Raw genomic sequence first — 23,983 nt, forward strand, 5'->3', positions numbered from 1 at the left:
CCGCGTCAATCTCGACGAAGACTCCGGCGCCTTCCCCCTCACCCCATCCCTCTCCCCCGCGCGAGCGCGCAGGAGAGGGTGCGCTCTGTAGAATCCATGTCCAGAATTTCTACGCCGACAATCTTTCCCGAAACCTGCGCTGATCCCGCGCCGGCGGCGCGCCGAACAACCGGCTGTACTCCCGACTGAACTGCGACGGGCTCTCATAGCCCACGCGATGCCCCGCCGTCGCGGCGTCCACCGCCTCGCTCATGAGCAACCGCCGTGCTTCCTGCAGACGCAGCTGCTTCTGGTATTGCAGCGGCGAGAGCGCCGTCACCGCCTTGAAGTGGTGATGCAGCGACGACGTGCTCATATGCACTTCGCGCGCGACTTCCTCGATGCGCAGCGGCTCGGCGTAGTGCGCCTTGAGCCACGCGATCGCGCGCGCGATGCGCTGCGCCTGGCTGTCGGCCGTGGCGATCTGGCCGAGGCGCCAGCCCTGCTCGCCCTTGAGCGTGCGATAGAGAATTTCCTGCTTGGCGAGCGGCGCGAGCACCGGGATGTCGTCGGGCGTGTCGAGCAGGCGCATCAGGCGCAGCACCGCGTCGAGCAGGCTGCCGTTGGTGCGGCCGAGAAACATGCCGCGCGCGCTGCGCTGCACGCCGGTTTCGACCGGCCCGACGCGCAGCATCAGTTCGGCGATTTCGGCCGCGTCGAAATCGAGTCGAAACGACAGGTAGGGCGCCTCGGGCGACGCCTCGACCACCTGCCCGCACACCGGCAGGTCGAGCGACACGACGAGGTAGCGCAGCGCGTCGTACACGTACAGCTCGTCGGCGAGCATCACGTGCTTGGAACCCTGCGCGATCACGCACAGCGCCGGCGAATGCACCGCGCGATTGAGATCGCCCGGCTTGGTCAGGCGCGCGAAGAACAACCCCGGCAACACGGTTTCGAACAGGCCCTCGCCGGGCGTGTGGCGCTCGATCCGCCGGCACAACTCCGCGCGCGGCGCGGCGAGTTCGGGATGCTCGGCATCGACGATATGACTACTGGAAGGCATTCGCAGAATGTTGTTCATGGCGGCTCGCAGCTTAGCGCCGGTCCGCGCGCGCGCAACGGCGCGGCACGCTGTTTCGCAGGATCGTGCAAGGATCGCGCGGTTTTCGGCTATCGACGCGCGGGGTCGCGCCGCTAGCCTTTGCACACCCCGCCGAGCGCTCGCCTCCGGCGGGAATCGAACGTCTCACGAGGAGACCCCACGATGACGATCTTCTAGCACCCTCCCGCCGGCTTCGCCGCCCTGTCTATCTCGCCTGGTGCGCATCGAGCAGCGCCCGCACGGCCGGCATCAGCGCCGCCATCGGGCCGTTCACGCAAGGGAACGCCAGGCGCGTGAAATAGGCGCCTTCCATCAACAACAACAAAGCGTCGCCGAGCTGGTCGGCATCGCGTGCGTTCGCTGCACGCGCGAGATTGCGCAACCGTTCGCGCACCTCGCGCTTGTAGCCGCGCACGACCTGACTGACCGCGTTGTCGCCGTTGGGCATCTCGACCGCCGCGTTGCCGAGTGCGCAGCCGCGGCAGTCCGATTCCATCACGACGTCGACCTGCGCCTGGAACAGCGCTTCGATCTGCGCCCGAGGATCGCCCTCGAGCGCACCGACCGCGCCGTCCCACCACTCGAAGTAGTCGCGTTCCTGCTCGCGCAGGTATTCGACGACGAGATCGTCCTTCGACGGAAAGCTGCGATAGAAGCTCATCTTGTTCGTGCCGGCCTCCGTCGCGATCGCGTCGACGCCGACCGCGCGAATGCCGTGCCGATAGAACAGCTCGCAGGCGGTATCGAAGATGCGATCGCGAACACGCGGCTTGGCGGGCTTTTCGGCGCCGGCCTCGAGCGCCGCGGCGGAAACCTTTTCGGCTGACATTTTTTACTCCAACACAAATCTACGTTTTCACCATTGCACGAGCGGTGCGGACGCATGGTGCATCCGTACCGCGGCCGGGTCGTCTCCTTGACGTCTGGCTTTGCGAACGCCGGCCCGTGTTGCAACCACAGATGCGGCCGGCATTGAAAGATTCCAGTTGACACGTTACTTACCGGTCAGTAACGTATTGGATGTTACTTACCGGTAACTCACTTGCGAGCATCTGCCTGTTTGAGTGCCAAGTCAAGTCCTAAGTCTTTGGGGAATCACACTTTTGAATCGATCGGCCTACGGGGGTCGGACGGTTCTGTCTTATCGGAGTTTGCCATGCACGTCGGGAAACTGGTTCCGCTTGTTCTCACCCTCGCCATCGCCACGGTTCTGTCCGGCTGCGGCACGTCCAAGGCCGACGCGCCGGTCGCCGCGGCGCCCGCGCCGGACGTCACCGTCGCTCAGGTCATCGCCAAGCCCTTGCATCAGTTCGAGGAATTCACCGGCCAGCTGCAGGCCGTCAACACGGTCGACGTGCGCCCGCGCGTCAGCGGCGTGATCGACAGCGTGCGCTTCGCCGAAGGCACGCGCGTCAAGAAGGGCGACCTTCTGTTCCAGATCGACCCGCGCCCGTTCCAGGCCGAGGTCGACCGGCTGCAGGCCGAACTCAAGCGGTCGAGTTCGCGCCTGTCGCTGGCCAAGAACGACCACGCGCGCGCCGAACGCCTGTCCGCGCAGAACGCGATCGCGCGCGAAGAATTCGAACGCCGCGCGTCGGTCGAAGCCGAGGCATCGGGCGAAGTCGGCTCGGTCGCGGCGCAGCTCACCGCCGCAAAATTGAACCTGGAGTTCACGCAGGTGCGTTCGCCGATCGACGGCCACGTGTCGCGCGCGCTGATCACCGAAGGCAACCTCGTCACGAGCGCGAGCCTCCTGACGTCGGTCGTCTCCGACAATCCGATCTACGCGCACTTCGACGCCGACGAGGCGACGTTCCTGAAGTTCCGCGAACTCGCGCAGAACGCCGGCGGCGCGGCGGTGAGCCCGGTGTACCTCGGTCTCATCAGCGAACAGGGCTACCCGCACGAGGGCAAGCTCAACTTCATGGACAACCGCGTCGACGGCCGCAGCGGCACGATCCGCGCGCGCGCCGTGTTCGACAACGCCGACGGCCGCTTCACGCCGGGCCTGTTCGCGCGCATCAAGCTCGTCGGCAAGGAGAGCTACGACGCGATCCTGATCGACAACAAGGCGGTCGGCACCGACCTCGGCAAGAAGTACGTGTTCGTGCTCAAGGCCGACGGCACGCTCGACTACCGCCTCGTCGAACTCGGACCGAACGTCGACGGCCTGCGCGTCGTGAGCCAGGGCCTCACGCCCGAGGACGTCGTCGTCGTCAACGGCCTGCAGCACGTGCGCGCCGGCGTAAAGGTCAACGCCACAAAGGTGGCCATGGACACCGGCAAGCAGGGCCTGCAACAGATCGCCGCGGAACCGGCACCGCGCGGCACCGTCGCCGCCACGACGCCGGCCGCGCGCTAACAACAGCGAGCACCCGCAATGAACTTTTCGCAATATTTCATCAAACGGCCGATCTTCGCCGCGATGCTGTCGGCAGTGATCCTGCTCGCCGGCCTCATCGCGCTGCCGAACCTGCCGATCAGCGAGTACCCGGAAGTCGTGCCGCCGACGGTCGTCGTGCGCGCGTCGTACCCGGGCGCCAATCCCACGGTCATCGGCGACACCGTCGCCTCGCCGCTCGAACAGTCGATCAACGGCGTCGAAGGCATGCTGTACCAGTCGTCGCAGGCGACGATGGACGGCGTGATGACGCTGACCGTCACGTTCGGCCTCGGCACCGACCTCGACAAGGCGCAGCAGCAGGTGCAGAACCGCGTGTCGCAGGCGCTGCCGAAACTGCCGCCTGAAGTTCAACGGCTCGGCGTGACGACGAACAAGGCCTCGCCCGACCTGACCATGGTCGTGCACCTGCTCTCGCCCGACGACCGCTACGACATGCTGTACCTGTCGAACTTCGCGCGGCTGCGCGTCAAGGACGAACTCGCGCGCCTCGACGGCGTCGGCGACGTGCAGATCTTCGGCGCCGGCAACTACTCGATGCGCGTCTGGCTCGATCCGGAAAAGGTCGCCTCGCGCGGCATGACCGCGAGCGACGTCGTCGCCGCGGTGCGCGAGCAGAACGTGCAGGTCGCGGCGGGCCAGCTCGGCGCGCCGCCGGTGCGCGGCACGGCCGACTTCCAGCTGTCGATCAACACGAAGGGCCGGCTCGCGTCGGAAGAAGACTTCGGCAACATCGTGATCAAGAGCGGCGAAGCCGGCGCGATCACGCGGCTGCGCGACGTCGCGCGCATCGAACTGGGTTCCGATTCGTACGCGCTGCGCTCGCTGCTCGACAACAAGTCGGCGGTCGCGGTGCCGGTGTTCCAGCGCCCCGGTTCGAACGCGATCAACATCTCCGACCAGGTCCGCGCGAAGATGGCGGAGCTCAAGAAGGACTTCCCGCAAGGCGTCGACTACCGCATCGTCTACGATCCGACCGTGTTCGTGCGCGGCTCGATCGCGGCGGTCGTTAAGACGCTGTTCGAGGCGATCGTGCTCGTCGTTATCGTCGTGATCGTGTTCCTGCAGACGTGGCGCGCATCGATCATCCCGCTGGTCGCGGTGCCGGTGTCGCTGATCGGCACGTTCGCCGTGATGCACCTGTTCGGCTTCTCGCTCAATGCGCTGTCGCTGTTCGGACTCGTGCTCGCGATCGGCATCGTCGTCGACGACGCGATCGTCGTCGTCGAAAACGCCGAGCGCAACATCGAACTCGGATTGAAACCGGTCGACGCGACGGTGCAGGCGATGAAAGAGGTCACCGGCCCGATCATCGCGACCGCGCTCGTGCTGTGCGCCGTGTTCGTGCCGACCGCGTTCATCACCGGCCTGACCGGCCAGTTCTATCGCCAGTTCGCGCTGACGATCGCGATCTCGACGGTCATCTCGGCGTTCAGTTCGCTGACGCTGTCGCCGGCGATGGCCGCGCTGCTGCTGCGTCCGCACGGCGCGCCGCCGGATCGCCTGACGCGCATCCTCGACACGCTGTTCGGCTGGTTCTTCCGTCCGTTCAACCGCTTCTTCGAACGCTCGTCGAAGGCGTACGTCGGCGGCGTCGCGCGCGTGATGCGCAAGAGCTCGATCGCGCTGTTCGTCTATGCCGGTCTCATCGGCCTGACGTACTTCGGCTTCGCGCACACGCCGACCGGCTTCGTGCCGGGACAGGACAAGCAGTACCTCGTCTCGTTCGCGCAGCTACCCGACGCCTCGACGCTCGACCGCACCGAAGACGTGATCCGCCGCATGAGCGACATCGCGCTCAAGCAGCCCGGCGTCGAATCGGCGGTCGCGTTCCCGGGCCTGTCGATCAACGGGTTCACGAACGCGCCGAACTCCGGCATCGTGTTCGCGACGTTGAAGCCGTTCGAAGAGCGCAACTCGCCGGAACTGACGGCCGGCGCGATCGCGGGCGCGCTGAACGCTAAATATTCAAAAATACAGGATGCGTACATCGCGGTGTTCCCGCCGCCGCCGGTGCAGGGCCTCGGCACGATCGGCGGGTTCCGCCTGCAGGTCGAAGATCGCGGCAGCCTCGGCTTCGAAGAGCTGTTCCACCAGACGCAGAACCTCGTCGCGAAAGCGAATGCGACGCCGGGTCTCGCCGGACAGTTTTCGAGCTTCCAGGTGAACGTGCCGCAGATCGACGCGGAAGTCGATCGCGACAAGGCGAAGTCGCAGGGCGTGGCCTTGTCCGACCTGTTCGAGACGATGCAGGTGTACCTCGGCTCCGTCTACGTCAACGACTTCAACCGCTTCGGACGCACGTACCAGGTGAACGTGCAGGCCGAGCCGGGCTTCCGCATGCAGGCCGAAGACATCGCGCGCCTGAAGACGCGCAACGCGAACGGCGACATGGTGCCGCTCGGCGCGTTCGTCGACGTGAAGCAGACGTCGGGCCCCGATCGCGTGATGCACTACAACGGCTACGTCACCGCCGAAATCAACGGCGGCCCGGCGCCGGGCTACAGCACCGGCCAGGCGCAGGCGCTGATGGAAGAGCTCGCGCACAAGGAGCTGCCGAACGGAATGAGCTTCGAATGGACGGAGCTTACGTACCAGCAGATCCTCGCGGGCAACTCGGCGATCTACGTGTTCCCGTTGTGCGTGCTGCTCGTGTTCGTCGTGCTCGCCGCGCTGTACGAAAGCCTGTCGCTGCCGCTCGTCGTGATCCTGATCGTGCCGATGTGTCTTCTGTCCGCGATCTTCGGCGTGCAGCTCGCCGGCAGCGACAACAACATCTTCACGCAGATCGGCCTGATCGTGCTCGTGGGCCTTGCGTGCAAGAACGCGATCCTGATCGTCGAATTCGCGCGCGATCGCGAAGCGCACGGCGAGAGCGTGTGGCAGGCCGTGCTCGACGCGTGCCGCCTGCGTCTGCGTCCGATCCTGATGACGTCGCTCGCCTTCATCATGGGCGTGGTGCCGCTGCTCACCTCGCACGGCGCCGGTGCCGAAATGCGCCATGCGATGGGCGTCGCGGTGTTCTCCGGCATGCTCGGCGTGACGTTCTTCGGCTTGCTGCTGACGCCGGTGTTCTACCTCGTGATCCGCCAACTCGTGCGCCGTCGCCGCGCCGCCGCCGAAGAAGCGGCGCTGCCGGAACCGTCGCATCTGCCGGCCTGAGCCGGCACCGAGAGGAATGCACATGTTTACGAAGAAACGTTTTACCCGGACGACCGCGGCGGCGCTCCTTGCCGCCACGCTCGCCGGCTGCGCGGTCGGACCGGACTACGTGCGGCCCGACACGCCCGACGTCGCGCTGCGCAACGCCGATCCGGCGCACTACGACACCGCGCCGGCACCGGCGCAGTGGTGGCGCCAGTTCGACGATCCGGTGCTCGCCGGCCTCGTCGATCGCGCGCTGACCGCCGCGTTCGACGTGCGGCTCGCGGTGGCGCGCGTCGACGCGGCGCGCGCCGCGTTCACCGAAGCCAGGCTCGACCAGCTGCCGCATGTGACGGTCGGCGCCGACTACGCGCACAGCCGCCAGCAGCAGCCGGGTTCCGGCAGCGGCGAACGCGTCGAACTGGAAAGCCGCAGCGCCGGTTTCGATGCGCGCTGGGAGCTCGACCTGTTCGGCCGCGTGCGCCGCCAGACCGAAGCGGCGCGTGCCGAACTCGGCGCGCGCGAGGCGAACCTGCGCGACGCGCAGGTGACCGTCGCGGCCGAAGTCGCGCGCAACTACTTCCAGTTGCGCGGCGCGCAGCGCCAGCTCGGCGTGGCACGCGACAACCGCGACAACCAGCGCGAAACGCTGCGGCTGACACAGTTCCGCTTCGACGAAGGCGGCGGCACCGAACTCGATGTCGCGAGTTCGCGCGCGCGCCTCGCCGCGACCGAGGCGACGATTCCGTCGTTCGAGGCGGCCGAGAAGCGCTACGCGTACCGGCTCGCGGTGCTGCTCGGACAAAAGCCCGGCGCGCTCGACGCCGAGCTCGCGCCGAAGACCGCGCCGGCCTACGTCAAGGCGCTGCCGATCGGCGACGTCGCCAATCTGCTGCGCCGCCGTCCCGACGTGCGCGCCGCCGAGCGCAATCTCGCCGCGGCGACGGCGCGCGTCGGCGTCGCGACGGCCGACCTGTATCCGCGCATCAGCGTCGCCGGTTTCATCGGCTTTCTCGCCGGCACCGGCACGGGCCTCGGTGATGCCGCGAGCAAGGCGTGGTCGGTCAATCCGAGCGTGTCGTGGACGGGTCTCGACTTCGGCTCGGCGCGCGCGCGGCTGCGCACGTCGAAGGCCGACGCCGACGGCGCGCTCGCCGCGTACGAGCAGAGCCTGCTCGTCGCCCTCGAAGACACCGAGAACGCGTTCGTGAACTACGGCAAGCAGACGGCGCGCCTCGCCAGTCTCGTCGACCAGGCGCAGGCCTCGCGGCGCGCGGCGCAGCTCGCGGAAATCCAGTTCCGCGAAGGCGGCGCCGACTTCCTGCTGCTGCTCGATGCGCAGCGCACGCTGCTGTCGGCCGAAGACGCCGTCGCGCAAGCCGAAACCGACGTCAACACCGGCGCGGTCGCCGTGTACAAGGCACTCGGCGGCATCGACGACGACGCGGCGCCGATCGCCGCGCGATAACGCCGCAAAGGCTCCTCAAACCCGCGGACCGGAAGGCGGTTTTCCCGGTCCGCGGTTTTTTCTTCGCGGCGTCGCGGCGCAACGGCGAACGGCTACTATTGCCGCTTCGTGCCGTCCCGGAACGCCCCGTCGTGAACACCGCCATCGAAGCCGCCGCCGCGCGCCTGCGCGACGTCGTCCGCACCGCGACCGCGGGTCTCGTCGGACGCGAATCGCTCGCCGAACTGATGGTGCTCGCCGCGGTCGCGCAGGAACACCTCCTCATCGTCGGTCCGCCCGGCACCGCCAAGAGCGCGGTCGTGCGCCGCGTCGCGCAGGCGCTCGGCGGACGCTACTTCGAATACCTGCTCGGCCGCTTCACCGAACCGAGCGAGCTGTTCGGCCCGGTCGACCTGCGCAAACTGCGCGAGGGCAGCGTCGAAACCGACGTCACCGGCATGCTGCCCGAAGCCGAAGTCGCGTTTCTCGACGAAGTGTTTCTCGGCTCCACGGCGATTCTCAACACGCTGCTCTCGGTGCTCAACGAACGGCGCTTCCGCCGCGGACACACGGTGCTCGACTGCCCGCTGCGCATCTGCGTGGGCGCCGCGAACGCGTTGCCCGACGACGAATCGCTCGCGGCGTTCGCCGACCGTTTTCTGCTGCACGCGTTCGTCGATCCGGTGCCCGACCACGCGCTCGAAGCGCTGCTCGCGGGCGGCTGGCAGTCCGAACGCGCGACGCCGGCGCACTGCGCCGACATCGCCGATCTCGACCTCTTGTGCGCGAGCGTCGCCGCCGTCGACATGAGCGACGCGCGCGGCGAACTCGCCGGTCTCGTGCGGCGCCTGCGCGCGGCGGGGCTGACGCTGTCGGATCGCCGCATCGTCAAGGCGCAGCGCCTGGTCGCCGCGGCGGCCGTGCTCGCGGGACGCACGCGCGCGACGAGCGCCGACCTGTGGCCGCTGTTCTACGCGATGCCGACGCGCGAAGCGCAGACGAGCGCGCAGGACGCGCTGCGCGACGCGTTCGCGCTCGCGGCGAATCCGAGCCTGCGCAGCGCCGTCGAACACGCCGCGCTGCAGCCGCTGTCGCGCAGCGCGCGACTGGCCGAAGCGGCGCGGGCATGCCTCGACGCGCAGCCGTCAGAACGCGCCGCGGTCGAAGCCGTATTGCGCGAAATCGACGCGAATTTTTCAGCGACCACCTTGCCGCCCGAGCTGGACGCGCTGCGCGCGCGGCTCGTCGATATCGCGGCGGTCGCGTGATCCGCTGGCGCTGGCGCAACGAGACCGAACCGCCGGAGCCGACCGCCGTCGTCGGCATCGGGGCCGCGTCGCGCCGGCTCCTCGCCGTCGTCGCGGCGCTCGGCACGCGCGAGCGCGCCGCGCTCAGGGCCACGGCGAACCAGGACGTGCTCGTGGTCACCGGCCCGGCCGCCGCGCTGCCGTGGGCGAACGGCGTACGTTACGCCGCGCCGCGCGCCGAGGCGCCGGCCGTGTGGCTGCCGACGACCGAACGGCCCGACGTCGCGCTCGACCTCGTCGAGCGCGCGCTGCGCGTGCGCCATCCGCAGACGCCGCTGCTGTTGTGGCGCGAACCGCCGCAGATCGTGCCGCTCAATCGCCTGCTGCCCGCGACCGACGCGCTGCTTGCGCGTATCGAAGCGCTCTGGAATCGCTGATGCGGTTGCCGGCCGCTCTTGCGCCGTGGTACGGCTGGCTGTCGTGGTTCGACGACAAGGTCGCCGCGGCGCTCGGCCCGATGCTCGTCGCGCTCGATCCGCTGCTCGGCCTGCCCGGCCCGCGCCTCGTGCAAAACGCGCACGAACCCGACGGCGTCGACGGCCTGCAGCGGCGCGGCAACTACGAGCGCCTGCTCGTCAGCGAATGGGCGATGGCCGACGCGATGCCGGACGAATTTCTGCGTCGCGCGGCCGGCGGCGAGCACCTGTTTCTCGCGCCGCGAATGCGCGCGCCGCGCGTCGACCGCGAACTCGTGGCGCTGTTCGACGCGGGGCCGGAACAGCTCGGCGCACCCAGGCTCGTTCATATCGCTTTGTGGATTTTGCTCGCGCGCCGCGCCGAGCGCGCCGGCGCGCGGTTTTGCTGGGGCGTGCTGCAGGCGCCGGGCACGATCGTCGACGCGCAGTCGCCGGCGACGCTGCGGCAGCTGCTCGAGGCACGCTCGTTCGAGCGCGCGAGCGATGCGCATCGCGACGCGTGGCGCGCGGCGCTTGCCGCGAGCGTCGGCGAGCGCTGGTCGATCGGCGCGCAGCCCGACGTCGACGCGACGCATGCGGCGACGATCCGTCTGCGCTACACCGGCGAAATCGATGTCGCCGTCGGCGCGCGCCGCGCGCCGCGGCGTACGACGCTGCAGCCGCCGCGCGACGACCTTGCCGTGCGGCTGCTGCAAGGCCGTTTCGCACCGGTGGCGGAACCCGGCGATACGGTGCCCGGCCGCTGGCGCTTCGCGCGACAGCCGGCGCCGCTGTTTTCGTGGCGCGGCAATCACATCGCCGTACAGCAGGTCGGCACGGACGCCGTCTTCGTACTGCACGTGACCGGCAATGCGCGTAAGCGACAGGCGCCCAGGCGCGTCGATGCCTCGTGGGTCGGACAGCTCGTCGCGGCAACCGTATCGGAGAACCGCTGGGGCGGCATCGTCGCGCTCGGCGACGAGATCGGGCTGTGGAACGGTTCCGGCGTGCGCCGCGTGCCGCGGCCGGGCGACGACGCGCTGCGCCTCGTACCGGGCCAGGCCGACCGGCTGTGGTGCGAGCGGTTCGGCGGCGGCGTCGTCAGCTACGTCATGCTCGACGACGCGCGCCGCCTCGTGCGCTGGCGCGAGTCGTCCGCGGGCGTCCGGTTCGACACGATCGCGCAACATGTCGTCGGCGCCGTGCGCGCGGGCCAGGAACGCCTGGCGTACGTGACGTTTCACGAGCGTCGCGCCGATCTGCACTACTGGAGAGACAACGGCCATGCGCGGCACGTCGCGCGGCTTGCGCGCGTCGAGGCGACGACCCGTCCGCTGCGCTGCGAACTCGCCGGCGCGCGCTTGCGCTCGGTATGGCACGGCGCCGTCGCGATCGAATGGCGCTCGGAGGTCGTCGGCGACGAAATGCGCCACTGGTCGCTCGTCGCGGTTCGCACCGACCGGGACGATCTCTCGCTGCAGCGCATACGCACCGACGCGGACTGGAAAGTCATTGGCCCCGTGCGCTCCACGCACGACCACGCGGTCGACGGATTCGGCCTGCTCGCGATCGACCGCAGAAAGCATCGTCTCGTCGTGGCCGGCACGAGCGGCCACGCCGAGCTGTACGCGGCGGGCGGCGAAATCGCGACGGTGGGCGTCAGCAGCGACGGCACGCGCGTCGCATTCGTCGACGAGGCGCGACAGATCGTCGTGCTCTCGCACGACGGCCGCGTGCTGGTCCGCACGAACTACCACGATCCGCGCGATGACTGAACCCGCGACGATCCGCCACCCGGTCTGGCACGGCGTGCAGCCGATCGCCGCGCTGTGGTTCGCGCACGACACGCTCGGCGCCGACGCGCGCATCGCACGGCTGTTCGCCGAATGGATGCCCGGCGCGCAGGCGCTGCGTTTTCCCGAAGGCGACGTTTTGCTTTTTGCCGAGCCGCGCCTGCGCCGCTGCGACGATTGCCCCGGACTGCCGCTGTGCCGCGTCGGCGGCGTGCTGGCGAGCGGTCCGCTCGCGAGCGACGAGCGGCGCGCACTCGCCGGCGCCGATCTCGGCATCGTCACGGGCGCGCGGCTGGTCGCGCTGCGCCGCGCCGACGGCGTCGCGATCGATCTCGACCGGCACCTCGACCTCGACGACTACGCGCTGCACGACACGTACGACCTCGCCGAATCGCTGCCGCCGCCGGCGACCGGCCGGCTCGCGGGCAAGCACGCACGCGAGGCGCTCGGCGGCGCGGTTCCGCCGTCCAGCGCCGAACGCGACGCGGTGCTCGACGCCCTCGCGCGGCGTGACGCCGGCAAAGGCCGGCGCTGGCGCGGCGCGATCGACGGCGCGGCCGGCGGCGGCTCGCTGGTGATCGGCGCGCTGCGCCGGTTGTTCGCGAAGCGTCCGGTGCCGAACACTGGCGGCGTCGCGCCGCGCGCGCCGACGCCCGCACACGCGTCGTGGCGCGACGCCGCCGCGCGGCTCGCGATGCTCACGCGCGCGTCATGGCTGATCGGCCGGCGGCAGGCGCAGCATCTGGCGCGGCTGCTGCGCCAGTTCGAAGACGGCAATCTCGACGAGGCGCTGCGCAACGCGCTGCCGCTGGCCGGCGACGACGGCGCGAACCCGCAGAGCCCCGCGTTCGGCTGGCTCTCGCGGCGCGCCGACCTGCGACTGTCCGCGCGCGCTTCGGGCGGCGGGTCGAGCATCGCGATCGGCGACGCGTTGATGGAACATTTGCGCAAACTGTACCGACGCGCGTTCGAGAAGCTCGACCGCGCCGGCCGCGTCGACGAAGCCGCGTTCGTGCTCGCCGAACTCCTCGACGCGAAAGCCGAAGCGCTCGACTATCTGGTCAAGCACGACCGCGCGATGCAGGCCGCGGAACTCGCGCTCGGGTGGGACATGCCCGCCGCCATGATCGTGCGCCTGCTGCTCGCGGCCGGCGACGCGCCGCGCGCGGTACAGGTGGCGAGGCGCGACAATGCGTTCGCCGCGGCCGTCGCGCAACTCGAACCGCAGCATGCGGAGCACGCGCGCCTGCTGCGTCGCGAATGGGGCCGCGCGCTCGTCGCACAAGGCGACTGGCTCGGCGCCGTCGACGCGATCTGGCCGCTGACCGACCTGCGCGAACTCGCCGCCGCGTGGCTGCTCGCGGCCGAAACGGCCGGCGTCGAGCTTTCGGCGCGCGCGCTCGTGCGGCGCGCGATTCTGCTGCCCGAAACGCTGGACGATCACGCCGAACGCATCGAAGCGCTCGCCGAGCCGGGCAATGCGGCGGCGCGCACGGCCGTGGCCCAGGCGATCCTCGACCATCGCCAGCGCGGCGACGGCGTGCGGCGGCTCGCCGCCTGGTTGCTGCCGGCCGTCGCGGGCGATCGCGCGGCCGGTGCCAACGCGTTGAACCGCGATGCGCTGGACCGCCTGGCGAGTCTCGCCGGCAGCGCGACGCTGTCGGCCGACCTGCCGCGCTGGCAGTTGCCGCCGATCTCCGGCGGCGGCCGGCTGATCGATCGCGCAACGCCGTTGGCGCTGCCGCTGCCGGCCGCCGGGCTGCACGCGGTGTACGACGCGGCGCGCCTGCGCGACGACCGCTGGCTCGTCGCGCTCGGCGAAGCGGGCGTCGCGGTGGTCGATGCGTCGGGGCGGCTGCTGCAGCGGTTTGCGGCGCCGGCGATGCGGTTGGTGATTGCGACGAGTCGGAATGTGGCGCTGGCGCTCGCGCCCCGCGGCAACGCGACGGCGCTCGCACCGCACAGCGAGTTGATGCAGATCTCGCGGCTCGATCTCGTGCGGCATACGATTGTCGATCTCGGCGTGATGCGGGTTTCGGCGTACTCCGGCACGTTCGACGGCATCGCGTGGAACCTCGTCAGCGGGGTCTTCATCCTCGTGATCGACACGACGACTCCGGCGCGCGAGGTGCTGTGGCAGGTGCCGGATCAGCCCCGGACATGGATGACTTCCGCGTATTCGGCAACGAGCGAGGCGCATCTGCTGCGGACCACAACGTTCGGCGAACAGCCCGAACATTGGGAGTGCTGGCGATACCAGCTGCCGGGGCGCCGACTGGCGCAGCGCGCCGACGTATCGGTACGAGGCCAGGCCGTTCTGCACCCGCAAGGCGTCTTGCTCGAACGGCGTTATGAACGTGCGGTCGACGGCCATTTGGAACTGATCTTCCATTGGCAGGGAGCGCATCGCGTCGCACTCGGCGTCGTCCCCGAAGTGGGGTACGGCGTCCAGTACGTTTGCCTCGACGACGCGCTCGTGATCACGCTGAAACTGGAAGACAGCTGCCGGCATTTCTTCGTCCGGCTGAGCAACGGCGCATGCATCGCCCGGATCGACTGGCCCGGCGCCACCTCGTCGGTTCGCGAACACGACGGACACCTGCTGATCGTCGACGAACAGGGCCGCCTGCTCGACATCGACCTGGCCAACTCGCTCTGCCGCGCGATTTCCGTGATCTGAGGACGCCCCCAGGCGCGCCGCCACTCGAATCACGCCCCTGACGCCCCGATGTCACGGTCTCGTCACGAAATTCCCGGCACGCGTCGGGAAAAGATCAAGACCGCCCCGCCGCATCGCGCTGCAATGGCGGCCTCCCCGACCGTCGGAGTCTTCCATGATTCGCCCCCTTCTCGCCGCGCTGCTCGCGCTCGCCAGTACCGCCGCCTCGGCCGATATCGTCAAGGTGCGCTACAACTTCTTCGATGTGGCGGGCTTCTCGTACCTCTGGGGCTGGTTCGGCTCCGATCTCGGTCCCACCCAGGGCACGATCCTCGACGCCAAGCTCGTGTTCAAGGACTACCGCGTGCCCGAAGGGCTCGACGCCGCGCAGTTCCACTTCGACTTCGCGCTGCCGACCACCGGCCCGGCGCCGTACATCGTGCTCGACGGCGTGGACATGGGCTGGTCCGGCACCGGCTCGTTCGACTACGAAGCGACGTTCGACGGCTTCAACGGCGAAATCCTGCCGGGCCGTTTCGGCGCCGAGATCATGCACATCCTCGAAGACGGCTCGCCGGTGAGCGGCGGCACGTTCTACGGCGACCACTATCTCGAATTCACGGTCGACCGCATCCTGCCCGACGATATCTTCGCCGACTCGTTCGACGTCGGCGGCGAAGAGCGCCCCGTCGAAACCGTGGCCTTCCCGGCACGTTGACCGTTCGCGACCGGCGGCGGCGCGCTCCTCCCCTCTCTACGCGCGTCGCCGCCGGTCGATCCTTCCGCTACGGCCGCTTGCGCGGCGGCGGTCCGAACCGCGGACCGCCGGCCGCGACCACCGCATCGAACACCTGGCGCGCGACGGTCATCGCGAGCGGCGGTGTGTCGCCGCGACCGGCCGGCGCCATATTCGACATCAGCACGACGACGAGCCCCGAGTCGCGCGACGCCCAGAATTCCGATGCCGTGCCCGGCGATCCGCCCGGATGGCCGTAGACGACATCGTCGCCCGCGGCGAGCACCAGCGCACCGAGGCCGCTACCGCGCAGGCCGCCCTCGCCGGGCGTAGCGAGCGGCGTGAGCCAGCGCGCGCGCGCCGCCTCGCCGATCAACTTGCCGCGCATCAGCGCATCGTGAAAACGCAAGAGATCGGCCGGCGTCGACCAGCCGCCGCCGGCCGGTCCGCCGCGCCATTCGCGCCAGCCGTCGTTCGTCTCGCTGCCGGTCGGCGCGAGATAGCCGACGGCCACTTTGTCGGCCTTGCCGTCGCGACCGTAGTAGCCGGTGTCGCGCATGCCGGCCGGCGCGAACACGTGTTTGGCGACGTAGTCGTAGTAGTCCTCGCCCGACACGACCTCGACGATGCGGCCGAGCAGCATGAAGCCGCTGTTGCTGTAGGCAAAGCCGCTGCCCGGCGCGAAAGCCGGCGCCTCGTTTGCGAACAACGGCAGGTGGTCGGCGACGCTGAGCAGCTGCGCGCGCTTGTCGCGATAACCCGGTGCGTTGAAGTAGCTGCCGAGGCCCGAGGCGTGCGTCAGCAGGTGGCGCAGCGTGACCTTGTCGCGCACGTCGGCCTGCGGCCAGTCCGGCAGATAGCGGCCGACGGTCGCGTCGAGGTCCAGCTTGTCGGCTTCGACGAGCTGCAGCACCGAGACGGTCGTGAACAACTTGCCGGTCGAGGCGAGACCGAAGCGCGTATCGGCGGCGACGTCGACGCCGCGTTCGCGATCGGCCTTGCCGACGAACGCCTGGTACAACGTCTTGCCGTTCTGCGCGACGAGCAAAGTACCGGAATAGCCTTGGTCGCGAGCGCCGACCACAGCGGCGTCGAGCGCGGTGCGCAGCGCGGCGGCATCGAGCGACGGCGTGGCAGCGGGCGATGCGACGGCAACGAGTACGGCAAAGAGCGCGGATAGCAGGCGGGGCACGGCGATCTCCTTCGGCGTAAACCGGCGAAGATGCGGCGGCGGGCGGAGCGGTCGCGCGGAGACGATCGATGCGCACGCGGCGTCAAGCCGATTCGCAACACGGCACGCAGCGGCGAATCACCCGCGGCGCCCGGGCTCCCATCGCGACGGGTCGTCGCCGCGACACTGCGGCAGATCCGCGAGGCGTTCTCCGCGCAGGAGTGCGGCGTAGATAGCGTCTTCCGGCTCGTCCCAGTTCGCGTAGCGGCGATAACTCCAGCGGTCGGGCACCGGGTGCCAGTCAGGGAGGCCGGCTTCCGCGAGCGCGGACGCGGCGAGTTCGCGCAGGTGCGCCCAGACGGGATCGGTGTAGAAACGTTTCTTTGTGTAGATATCGCAGGCGAAGCGCGCTCGGTCGGTGATCTCGACGACGTGGTTCGCCAGCCGTTCGCGCAAAGCGAGGCAGGATGTCGAGCCGTATTGGGTCGCGAAGTCTTCCGTCATCTCGCGGTCGACGAGCAGCGAGCGCAGTTGCAGCAGCGGGTTGCAGCGGACGAGTCCGCAGAACGGCGAGCTCTCGTCGAGCAGCGGTTCGGCGAGCGCGGCGGCGAAGGCGTCGGGCGGCAACTTCAGATGCGACAGCGCGAGCCAGACGACTTCGTCGTCGTCGATGGGATTGAGGAAGCCGCTCTCAGGGCGCACGGCGCTTCCGGCGGCGTTCGTCGGCCGGCTTCGACGCGTCTTCGGGGCCGTGCCATTTGCGAAGTTTGGGTGTCCAGGATTTGCGGGACCTCAACCTCCAGTAGTCGACGCAACCCCGCCAAATCAGAAGCCCGCACACCACCAACATAAATCCCAGGCAAGCAAGCTTCCATGCCAAATCCGGCCCCGGAGTCCGAACCGACAAAAACAGAACGCCCAAGATCCAAAGCACCGAGGCGAGCAGCACAAGCAAAAAGACCTTGTCCGCGACCCCCAATTTTTCTTTGCGACCAGCCACGGCAATTCGGACCATACCTGCGTAGTTGAACACTACCGACGCAACCGCAATTGCCGACAACAGCATAAAGAGTGTCATTCGACCATGTCCAATATATATGCGCCAACTCTGGGCGCTCAAAATACCAGAAGCTCCTACACGGCTTGACAGCTACCACCCGATGCGCCTAAGCCTGGACGTAGTACCAGCGAAGCTTGGGCGTCCAGGATTTGTGAGGCCATTTGTCAGAATTCGGGGCATCTAGAGAAAATCCTTAAACCGAGCGGCCACCCTATCGCCGCCCGGCTATTCATCATGGCCAGCTTCCGAGTCCCGCCTTCCAGACCCCCTCCACTCACCAACGGGGACGGCTAACAGGAAATCAATTTTAAAATACCCCTCTTCTGCGTCTTCAAATTGGCCCATTTTATTGGCGACAACAGCGGCGTCCGCGGCAGATGTCATGCAGAATCGCATGAGAAACGGCTTCGATTGCAGCGCGGCAATGACTTCATCGATAGGCCGACCATCGGAGGCCAGTTCGAGTGCCATTCCATCGGAGTCGAATACTAATGCCCTCGCACAATTCAGAGTTTTCGCCACGCAATATGCGCTCCTGATGGCGTCAATTCGGGCATTCAAGTTCGACAGAAACACACCCCACTTATATCCAGCCGCAATGGCCAATACAGATTGACCCGCCCAACCCAATCTTCCCCATGGACCGGCTAGATAAATCACATTGCTAGCCGGATCTGGCTCAGGCGTGACCGGGGTATACCTCCGAACTTCTCCAAACGCTTTTAGCATGCAGTCGCAATACGTTGACGAGATGCCACTCGCAATGCTGCCGGCAGGCTCCAGTTCACGCAGGTCGATATCTTTGATGTCAAATGCTACAACCGTGAATGTGCTCAATAGACGGCCCCCGAGAATCTTGTCAGCGCCCCGCCACACAATGTCCAGGATTTGGCCATTTTTGCTCACTTGGCAGATAGTTCCGAACTCCCCAACTCCTCCGGCGTAACGACTGTTCCATGTCTATGCTTGAGCATCAAGCACAGATACGGAAGCGCGTACTCCTCGATCTCTCGAAGCATGCCCTCTTTAATCTGCTCGAGTGATTGCTCGCTCGCATCGAAGCCGCCAAACGGACGACATAGCGCCGACGTTGATATGCGCATCTCCGCATGCGGAGCAATTCTGGACACTCAAAGTACCAGAAAATTCCTACGCAATTCGGCGGCAATCGCCCGATGCGCCGACGTCCGGACGAAGTCATTCTGCGGGCATGACGATCGCCCGCATGCACATCGTTGACGCTCATACGGCCGGCACTTATCACGTCGTTTCGCGCTGCGTTCGTCGCGCCTGGCTGTGCGGTCGTGATCCCGTGACGGGCAGCGACTTCTCACACCGCAAGCGGTGGATCGAGGAACGCATCGTCGCCTTGGCCGCCCAGTTCGCCGTCGCGGTCTACGCATACGCCGTGATGAGCAATCACGTTCACCTGGTCGTACGAACCGATCCCGAGAGCACGCAGCAGTGGAACGCGGAAACCGTCCTGCGTCGTTGGTTTGCGGTATCGCCGTGCAAGCACGACAACAGCGAGACGCTGCAGCAGCGAATCGACGTCGGCGTCGGGAACGAAACGCAAATCGCCGAGTATCGATCGCGACTCGGCAGCCTCAGCTGGTTCATGCGGGCGCTGAACGAATCGATCGCTCGTGCGGCCAACGCCGAGGATGGCTGCAAAGGTCGATTTTGGGAAGGTCGGTTCCGTTGCCAGGCACTGCTCGACGACTCGGCAGTCCTGAGCGCAATGACGTATGTCGATCTGAATCCGCTTCGAGCACGCGTGGTCGATACGCCGGAAGCGGCGCAGAACGTGTCCTTTCGCCACCGCTTCGATGCGATCAAGCGAACGCAGGCGCGTGACCTTCCACTGCTGCCGATCGTGGGCAGCGGCCCGTCGTGCGGCGTCAGCGAAGTGGAATACTTGAAGCTCGTCGACGAAACCGGACGCATGATTCGCGGCGACAAACCCGGGGCCATCGACAGATCGTTGCCGAGTATCGTTCGACGGCTCGGTCTTTCGGAAAGTGCGTGGCTTAGGCAAGTGCAGGGCACGCTGTCGCGATACAGGCGAGTCATTGGGCGGGTCGAGTCGTTTATCGACAAAGCTGCCGAACTGCAGCAGCGTTGGCTGCAGGGGCTGGCGTTCGCGAGGCGCCTGAAAGCAACGCCGGCCTCCGTGTAGTTCTTTGCGAGCGCCCGTCCAGCGCTCGCTCGTTGACTATCTGTCGATATCGTTCCCCGCAGAACTGCGGTGTTCGCCGTCAGCAGCGCGTGGGAGCCTGTCTGGATATGTGTCCGCAGAGCTGATCGCTTGTTCGATCGCACGGCTTGAGATTTCGTAGCTACGTTGCAAAGTTTGGGTGTCCAGGACTTCGGATTGTCGTCGGCACGATCTGCTACGCGCCGTTGGACGGTAACTACTACGCGCCCTTACGGCAGGTTCCCTACATCCGACTACGCGGATTGTGGCTGGCCAAGGCCGGATTCTCGCCGCACGATCGCGTCGAGGTGATCGTCGAGGCCGGGCGCGTCGTGTTGAATCGGCTGTGAGCTAAAAACGAAAGCCCCGCTTGGCGGGGCTTTCTCTAGCGAGCTCTGGGTGTCCAGGATTTTGATCGGCCGGAAGAACCGCGACCACGATGGGCAGTCCAGACTGTCCACGGCTAGCGTGCGCCGAAGCCGAGAATCCGCCATTTCAACAACCAACGGCGCCGAATACGGCGCCGTTGGTTGATCATCGCGAGCGAACGAGAAGCTTGTACGCTCAGATTTTCCGCATTCGTTGAGATACTAATATCAATTTCTCAACGATCCTCGCTTCTGGTCGGTTTGGACGGGACAACATTATTCCCGTCGCCGAAATAGCCAAAAGCTTTTTTTAAAAATCGCACCAATCCATACCTATTCAACTGCGCATCTGCAATGTACTTACGAAGATCGTAGCCGCACCAAGGGCAGTACTCAATTGGCCGCCTTTCGCCAATGAGTAGCTTTGCAACGAATTCGCTACGAGCCAACAACTCCCTGTATTCTCCTTCATTCTTCAAAGCAATGCCCCTGAACTCGATTACGTAGAATGGACGAATGTCGTCAACCAGCCTTACAAAAAGACCTTCTCCATCCACATTTTCTTGCATGGCACGCATCGCATCACAGCATATCTTCATTATTAACTCCTCGCCACGCAAGAAAGAGAAGCTCCCACGAAATATCTAACTAGCCCTTCCCCACAAAGAACCTTTCAATTATGTAAGCTAGTGAAGCACCCTTCTCGAAAAAGTACTCCATCTCCCAGACACCAGCCTCGAGAGTTTGCCTTCGAGTAAGAAGGCCCATTTTCTCCAACTGATTCGCAACAGCCTGAGGAACTCTAAATAAGTAAATCGGATAGTTGCCTCTTCCACCTGCCGCCGCGAGCGATCGCGCCGTAGACGCGGATAATGTGTATCCAGACTGGGGAAGTTTTGAAAGAGCACTATAAAGCGTAACCAAATTTGAATTTGCCGCGAGGCGGTCGAGCTCACGAACAGTGGTAACTGTATTGTTCGCACCTCTAATAATCCGCTGCGAAGGAGAGATCCAGGTTGCTACCATCATTTGCATTCGATGAATGAATGGCGTCATTCCAATCATGGCAGCAAGAGCATTGACTCCGGAATAGTATCTACCCACACCTCCGACGACACCCCCGATAACAGCCCCCTTTGATCCTCCTAAGTAGTATCCAACCCCCGATCCCGTAAGCGCACAGTTTGGGTGTCCAGGATCCGCACGTGATCGCGGAAATCTTCAATCGCCGCTTCGCCGAGCGCCATGTCATCGTCAGCAAGAGCTTCGTCGCGTTGACTTTGCGGCGGCATCACGCCGAGATTGTCCGCCTGCGGCGAACGATCAAGCACCGCGTTCCACGTAGCGGACCAACGAATCGGACATGGGCGATGGACCTGACCGCCAAGGCCGATTTGAGCGGGCGGCAGCAGTTGGTCCTTGGCATCCTCGATCACGGCAGTCGTGCCGCGTTGCGGCTCGCGAACCTGACCGACAAACGCAGCCTGACGATCTTGCGTGAGGTGATCGAAGCGATTCGGCGATACGGCATTCCACAGCGGATTCGCGTCGACAACGAAGCCTGCTTCGTCTCGGCGGCGATGCAGGTCGCGCTCGGACGGCTCGGCATTCGCCTGCAACGCATCCAGCCTCGCTGTCCGTGGCAGAACGGCCGGATCGAACGGTTCTTCCAGAAGCTTAATCACATCGCGATTGTCGACGGCGACGACTTGTGCGCCAAGCTCGCGACGTTTCGTTGCTGGTACAACCATGCGCGACCGCATCAACACCTGCTTGGCCGCGGGGGCCGCACGCCAGCCGAAGCCTGGGGTGGCCGGACGAAAGCGACCGGTATGCCGACGTATTTCAGCGGTTGGAATGGGCGATTGGTCGGTTGGTTCTTCCCGCCGGAACGCTGATCGGCCGGAAGAACCGCGATCACGATGGGCAGTCCAGACTGTCCACGGCTAGCGTGCGCCGAAGCCGAGAATCCGCCGTTTCAACAACCAACGGCGCCGAATGCGGCGCCGTTGGTTGATCATCGCGAGCGAACGAGGAGCTTGTACGCTCAGATTTTCCGCATTCGTTGAGATATCAATATAAATTTCTCAACGATCTTCGCTTCTGGACGGTTTGGACGGGACAATTTTCCGCCTAGGTTCCAGTGATTTGTACAGGATAACCATCCAGACCCGAAAGCTCGATATCAGCTTCGGTCGCCTCTAACCACTCTTGCCCTAATTGCTTTGACAGCTCGCCAGCGGCCGCCTTTGCGCCCAACACAACCCAAAAGGCGTGATCCACACATGCCGCTGCCACACGAATATCGCCATCATGCCAATAGAGAAGTTTCGACCAATCCGGGCTCACAATCTCACTTAGCGCTTTAGCAACCGCAAAATCCTTCACACATATATCCCCCTTCTCGCTTACCTCAAAAGCCCCACCATGGACCTCTTGGAAGCCCTCCCAATTGTCATTTTCAATAACAAATCCCGAAAAAGTCCACGCCCCAGGCACCTCGACGGGAAAAATCACCCCCCATAGCCGGCCAAAAGGTATGCTGCCTGCGGCATTTATTCTACACCCATTACGGTACGCCATGATTAATATTAACTCCTGCATAGTTGATATGCACATGCGGACTAAATTTTACCGGCAGGGTCTGGAAATCTAAATAATCATACCTGAACCGAAACAGGCCTCCGGGCGGATTCTTTCCTATTTTATATACAAACTGAAATACTCTCCCCGGCAACCCCCATTGTGCAACTCCAATGATAGAACCTTGGGAATTACTGCTATCTTCGGCCCCACCACCTCTGGCGTCTTCACCGCCGGGCTTGGCCCCCAAAGTTCAATTTCATGCTTTCCTGCCTTTTGAAATGCCTTTGATTTTACAAATCGCTGAAAATGACCAAAAAGCCTCGATAGAACACGCCCCATCTGGGCGCCAATCTTTGGCATAGAAGTCACGTAGGGCCTAACTTGAACAGCAACTCTAACCGTATGCGCAACAAGCTGCATTGCCGCCCTTGCACCGACCTGTGCCGCCACATTACCGAAAGTTGCTGTTGCCTGTGCCGCACGAATCATGGTGTTCACTATTCCTGCGTTAATCTCCCCCAAAGTAACTAGGCCGCTTGGGTCTCTATTTGATATCGGACTTGCGCTTGTATAAACATACTTATGAAGAGATAGGGGCTCCAACGGCGCGCCTTCGTAAGGATCCTGTTGCGTGAACCTTCCGTCACCCGGATTCATGTACCTTGCCCGCAGGTAGTAGAACCCACTATTCGGATCTAACTGTTCTCCCGTGTACAGGAAGCTGTTGTCACTGGCCTGCACCGAAGCCCCGGCCTCCAGCTCTCCAAACGCTTCATAGAAGTACCGATCGGTCACGACACCCGCACTGTCGGTCAACAGCCTTGTACTCCCCAGCCCGTCCGCGTGGTAGTGCCTGACTGTGGCCGGCGTCGCACCGTTCGCAGGCCGGTACTGGCTGATGCGGTCATCGCCAAAGGTGTACAACGCCGCCAGCGTCTTCGGATTCGAACCCACCTGCGCATGCTCTTCAACGACCTGCGCATACGCCTGGTTCGGATCGACGAGATAGTGCGCCGTCTGCGGGTTTGATCCCGTCGCGTCTTTGGTCTGCTTGATCCTGATCCCATTGTGGTTGTACGCATACCGCGTCACTTCCTGGTTCGCGGCGATCAGTTCGACCATGCGGTTCGCATCGTCGTAGACGTAGTTTTCCGTGCCCTGCGGACTCGTCTTTTGCGTCAAGTTCCCCGCCGCGTCGTAGGCATACGTCGTCGTCCCGACATCCGGTGCCGTGCCGCTCGTCGTGTGCTGCGTCAGCCGGTCGTTCGCGTCGTAGCTGTACGCGCTGTTCGCCGTGCGCACGCCCGTGCGCGCTTCGGTCAGGCGGTTGCCCACCTTGTCGTACGTCCAGTTCACGGTCCGCGAGCGTCCGGCCGGCAGGAACACGTATTCGCCCGTCAGTCGCTTGACCTTGTCGTACTCGTAGTCGTACGTCGCGCGCGTGAACGTGTCCTGCAGCTGCGCCACCTGCGTGCGCAACCCGCTCTTGTCGATCCGATACGCCAGCACGTATTCCTGCACGTTGCCCGGCCGCGTCGTCGTCAGCGTTCTGAGCTGATTGCCCGGGTGGTACGTGTACGTCGTCGTGACGCCGTTCGCGTGCGTCACCGTCGCTGCGGTTGCCGACCGCGTCGT

The 23,983-nt window shown here is 65.5% G+C and carries 20 protein-coding genes; 11 read left to right on the forward strand and 9 right to left on the reverse strand.

Annotated elements, in window-relative coordinates; all coding sequences use genetic code 11:
* Positions 1-109: 109 nt before the first annotated feature.
* On the reverse strand, positions 110-1,063 hold the full coding sequence (locus OD750_RS15675; protein ID WP_263541626.1) for an AraC family transcriptional regulator: 954 nt from the start codon (positions 1,061-1,063) through the stop codon (positions 110-112).
* Positions 1,064-1,289: 226 nt separating this feature from the next.
* Positions 1,290-1,913 (reverse strand): TetR/AcrR family transcriptional regulator, encoded by a 624-nt coding sequence (locus OD750_RS15680; protein ID WP_263541627.1) that lies wholly within the window; start codon positions 1,911-1,913, stop codon positions 1,290-1,292.
* Positions 1,914-2,240: 327 nt separating this feature from the next.
* Here OD750_RS15680 and OD750_RS15685 point away from each other — a divergent pair, with 327 nt between their 5' ends.
* The 8 genes from OD750_RS15685 to OD750_RS15720 all read left to right on the forward strand — a co-directional run bounded on the left by OD750_RS15685 (position 2,241) and on the right by OD750_RS15720 (position 14,948).
* Positions 2,241-3,446 carry an efflux RND transporter periplasmic adaptor subunit gene (locus OD750_RS15685; protein ID WP_263541628.1) on the forward strand — a complete coding sequence of 402 codons (1,206 nt, stop codon included), beginning with the start codon at positions 2,241-2,243 and terminating at the stop codon, positions 3,444-3,446.
* Positions 3,447-3,464: 18 nt separating this feature from the next.
* Positions 3,465-6,647, forward strand: coding sequence for an efflux RND transporter permease subunit (locus OD750_RS15690; RefSeq protein WP_263541629.1), 3,183 nt, complete (start codon positions 3,465-3,467; stop codon positions 6,645-6,647).
* Between the two features lie 22 nt (positions 6,648-6,669).
* Positions 6,670-8,097, forward strand: coding sequence for an efflux transporter outer membrane subunit (locus tag OD750_RS15695; RefSeq protein WP_263541630.1), 1,428 nt, complete (start codon positions 6,670-6,672; stop codon positions 8,095-8,097).
* A 131-nt stretch (positions 8,098-8,228) separates the two neighbouring features.
* Entirely contained in the window at positions 8,229-9,344 is a 1,116-nt protein-coding gene (locus tag OD750_RS15700) for an AAA family ATPase (protein ID WP_263541631.1), read from the forward strand.
* Positions 9,341-9,760: a bpX5 domain-containing protein gene (locus OD750_RS15705; RefSeq protein WP_263541632.1), complete on the forward strand. Its 420-nt coding sequence runs from the start codon at positions 9,341-9,343 to the stop codon at positions 9,758-9,760. Before OD750_RS15700 ends, OD750_RS15705 begins: the two co-directional genes overlap by 4 nt.
* On the forward strand, positions 9,760-11,553 hold the full coding sequence (locus OD750_RS15710) for a hypothetical protein (RefSeq protein WP_263541633.1): 1,794 nt from the start codon (positions 9,760-9,762) through the stop codon (positions 11,551-11,553). The genes OD750_RS15705 and OD750_RS15710 overlap by 1 nt, the downstream gene beginning before the upstream one ends.
* Complete coding sequence (locus tag OD750_RS15715; protein WP_263541634.1) at positions 11,546-14,251, forward strand: bpX6 domain-containing protein; 2,706 nt, start codon at positions 11,546-11,548, stop codon at positions 14,249-14,251. The genes OD750_RS15710 and OD750_RS15715 overlap by 8 nt, the downstream gene beginning before the upstream one ends.
* Before the next feature lie 154 nt (positions 14,252-14,405).
* Entirely contained in the window at positions 14,406-14,948 is a 543-nt protein-coding gene (locus tag OD750_RS15720; RefSeq protein ID WP_263541635.1) for a hypothetical protein, read from the forward strand.
* A 67-nt stretch (positions 14,949-15,015) separates the two neighbouring features.
* Here OD750_RS15720 and OD750_RS15725 read toward each other — a convergent pair whose 3' ends face one another.
* The 4 genes from OD750_RS15725 to OD750_RS15740 all read right to left on the reverse strand — a co-directional run bounded on the left by OD750_RS15725 (position 15,016) and on the right by OD750_RS15740 (position 18,103).
* Positions 15,016-16,158: a serine hydrolase domain-containing protein gene (locus tag OD750_RS15725; protein WP_263541636.1), complete on the reverse strand. Its 1,143-nt coding sequence runs from the start codon at positions 16,156-16,158 to the stop codon at positions 15,016-15,018.
* A 117-nt stretch (positions 16,159-16,275) separates the two neighbouring features.
* Positions 16,276-16,839 (reverse strand): hypothetical protein, encoded by a 564-nt coding sequence (locus tag OD750_RS15730; protein WP_263541637.1) that lies wholly within the window; start codon positions 16,837-16,839, stop codon positions 16,276-16,278.
* The gene (locus OD750_RS15735) at positions 16,829-17,215 is read right to left on the reverse strand and encodes a hypothetical protein (RefSeq protein ID WP_263541638.1); all 387 of its coding nucleotides are present in this window, start codon (positions 17,213-17,215) and stop codon (positions 16,829-16,831) included. The genes OD750_RS15730 and OD750_RS15735 overlap by 11 nt, the downstream gene beginning before the upstream one ends.
* A 207-nt stretch (positions 17,216-17,422) precedes the next feature.
* Complete coding sequence (locus OD750_RS15740) at positions 17,423-18,103, reverse strand: hypothetical protein (RefSeq protein ID WP_263541639.1); 681 nt, start codon at positions 18,101-18,103, stop codon at positions 17,423-17,425.
* Between the two features lie 304 nt (positions 18,104-18,407).
* Here OD750_RS15740 and OD750_RS15745 point away from each other — a divergent pair, with 304 nt between their 5' ends.
* Positions 18,408-19,376 (forward strand): transposase, encoded by a 969-nt coding sequence (locus OD750_RS15745; protein WP_272842006.1) that lies wholly within the window; start codon positions 18,408-18,410, stop codon positions 19,374-19,376.
* Positions 19,377-19,522: 146 nt separating this feature from the next.
* Complete coding sequence (locus OD750_RS27520) at positions 19,523-19,744, forward strand: SymE family type I addiction module toxin (RefSeq protein ID WP_425508235.1); 222 nt, start codon at positions 19,523-19,525, stop codon at positions 19,742-19,744.
* A 254-nt stretch (positions 19,745-19,998) separates the two neighbouring features.
* Here OD750_RS27520 and OD750_RS15750 read toward each other — a convergent pair whose 3' ends face one another.
* Entirely contained in the window at positions 19,999-20,361 is a 363-nt protein-coding gene (locus tag OD750_RS15750; protein ID WP_263541641.1) for a hypothetical protein, read from the reverse strand.
* A 606-nt stretch (positions 20,362-20,967) separates the two neighbouring features.
* Here OD750_RS15750 and OD750_RS15755 point away from each other — a divergent pair.
* Entirely contained in the window at positions 20,968-21,660 is a 693-nt protein-coding gene (locus tag OD750_RS15755; protein ID WP_263541642.1) for an integrase core domain-containing protein, read from the forward strand.
* Between the two features lie 235 nt (positions 21,661-21,895).
* On the opposite strand, the gene OD750_RS15760 is transcribed toward OD750_RS15755, so the two are convergent.
* The gene (locus OD750_RS15760) at positions 21,896-22,345 is read right to left on the reverse strand and encodes a hypothetical protein (protein ID WP_263541643.1); all 450 of its coding nucleotides are present in this window, start codon (positions 22,343-22,345) and stop codon (positions 21,896-21,898) included.
* A 117-nt stretch (positions 22,346-22,462) separates the two neighbouring features.
* Positions 22,463-23,956, reverse strand: a complete 1,494-nt coding sequence (locus OD750_RS15765) for an RHS repeat domain-containing protein (RefSeq protein WP_272842007.1) — start codon at positions 23,954-23,956, stop codon at positions 22,463-22,465.
* Between the last annotated feature and the right edge of the window lie 27 nt (positions 23,957-23,983).

Source organism: Tahibacter soli (genome assembly GCF_025717065.2).
Classification (GTDB): Bacteria; Pseudomonadota; Gammaproteobacteria; order Xanthomonadales; family Rhodanobacteraceae; genus Tahibacter; species Tahibacter soli.

Coding starts and splice junctions, on each gene's coding strand:
- OD750_RS15675 (WP_263541626.1), bottom strand. CDS start 1,063: ATGAACAACATTCTGCGAATGCCTTCCAGTAGTCATATCGTCGATGCC.
- OD750_RS15680 (WP_263541627.1), bottom strand. CDS start 1,913: ATGTCAGCCGAAAAGGTTTCCGCCGCGGCGCTCGAGGCCGGCGCCGAA.
- OD750_RS15685 (WP_263541628.1), top strand. CDS start 2,241: ATGCACGTCGGGAAACTGGTTCCGCTTGTTCTCACCCTCGCCATCGCC.
- OD750_RS15690 (WP_263541629.1), top strand. CDS start 3,465: ATGAACTTTTCGCAATATTTCATCAAACGGCCGATCTTCGCCGCGATG.
- OD750_RS15695 (WP_263541630.1), top strand. CDS start 6,670: ATGTTTACGAAGAAACGTTTTACCCGGACGACCGCGGCGGCGCTCCTT.
- OD750_RS15710 (WP_263541633.1), top strand. CDS start 9,760: ATGCGGTTGCCGGCCGCTCTTGCGCCGTGGTACGGCTGGCTGTCGTGG.
- OD750_RS15715 (WP_263541634.1), top strand. CDS start 11,546: ATGACTGAACCCGCGACGATCCGCCACCCGGTCTGGCACGGCGTGCAG.
- OD750_RS15720 (WP_263541635.1), top strand. CDS start 14,406: ATGATTCGCCCCCTTCTCGCCGCGCTGCTCGCGCTCGCCAGTACCGCC.
- OD750_RS15735 (WP_263541638.1), bottom strand. CDS start 17,215: ATGACACTCTTTATGCTGTTGTCGGCAATTGCGGTTGCGTCGGTAGTG.
- OD750_RS15745 (WP_272842006.1), top strand. CDS start 18,408: ATGACGATCGCCCGCATGCACATCGTTGACGCTCATACGGCCGGCACT.
- OD750_RS15750 (WP_263541641.1), bottom strand. CDS start 20,361: ATGAAGATATGCTGTGATGCGATGCGTGCCATGCAAGAAAATGTGGAT.
- OD750_RS15760 (WP_263541643.1), bottom strand. CDS start 22,345: ATGGCGTACCGTAATGGGTGTAGAATAAATGCCGCAGGCAGCATACCT.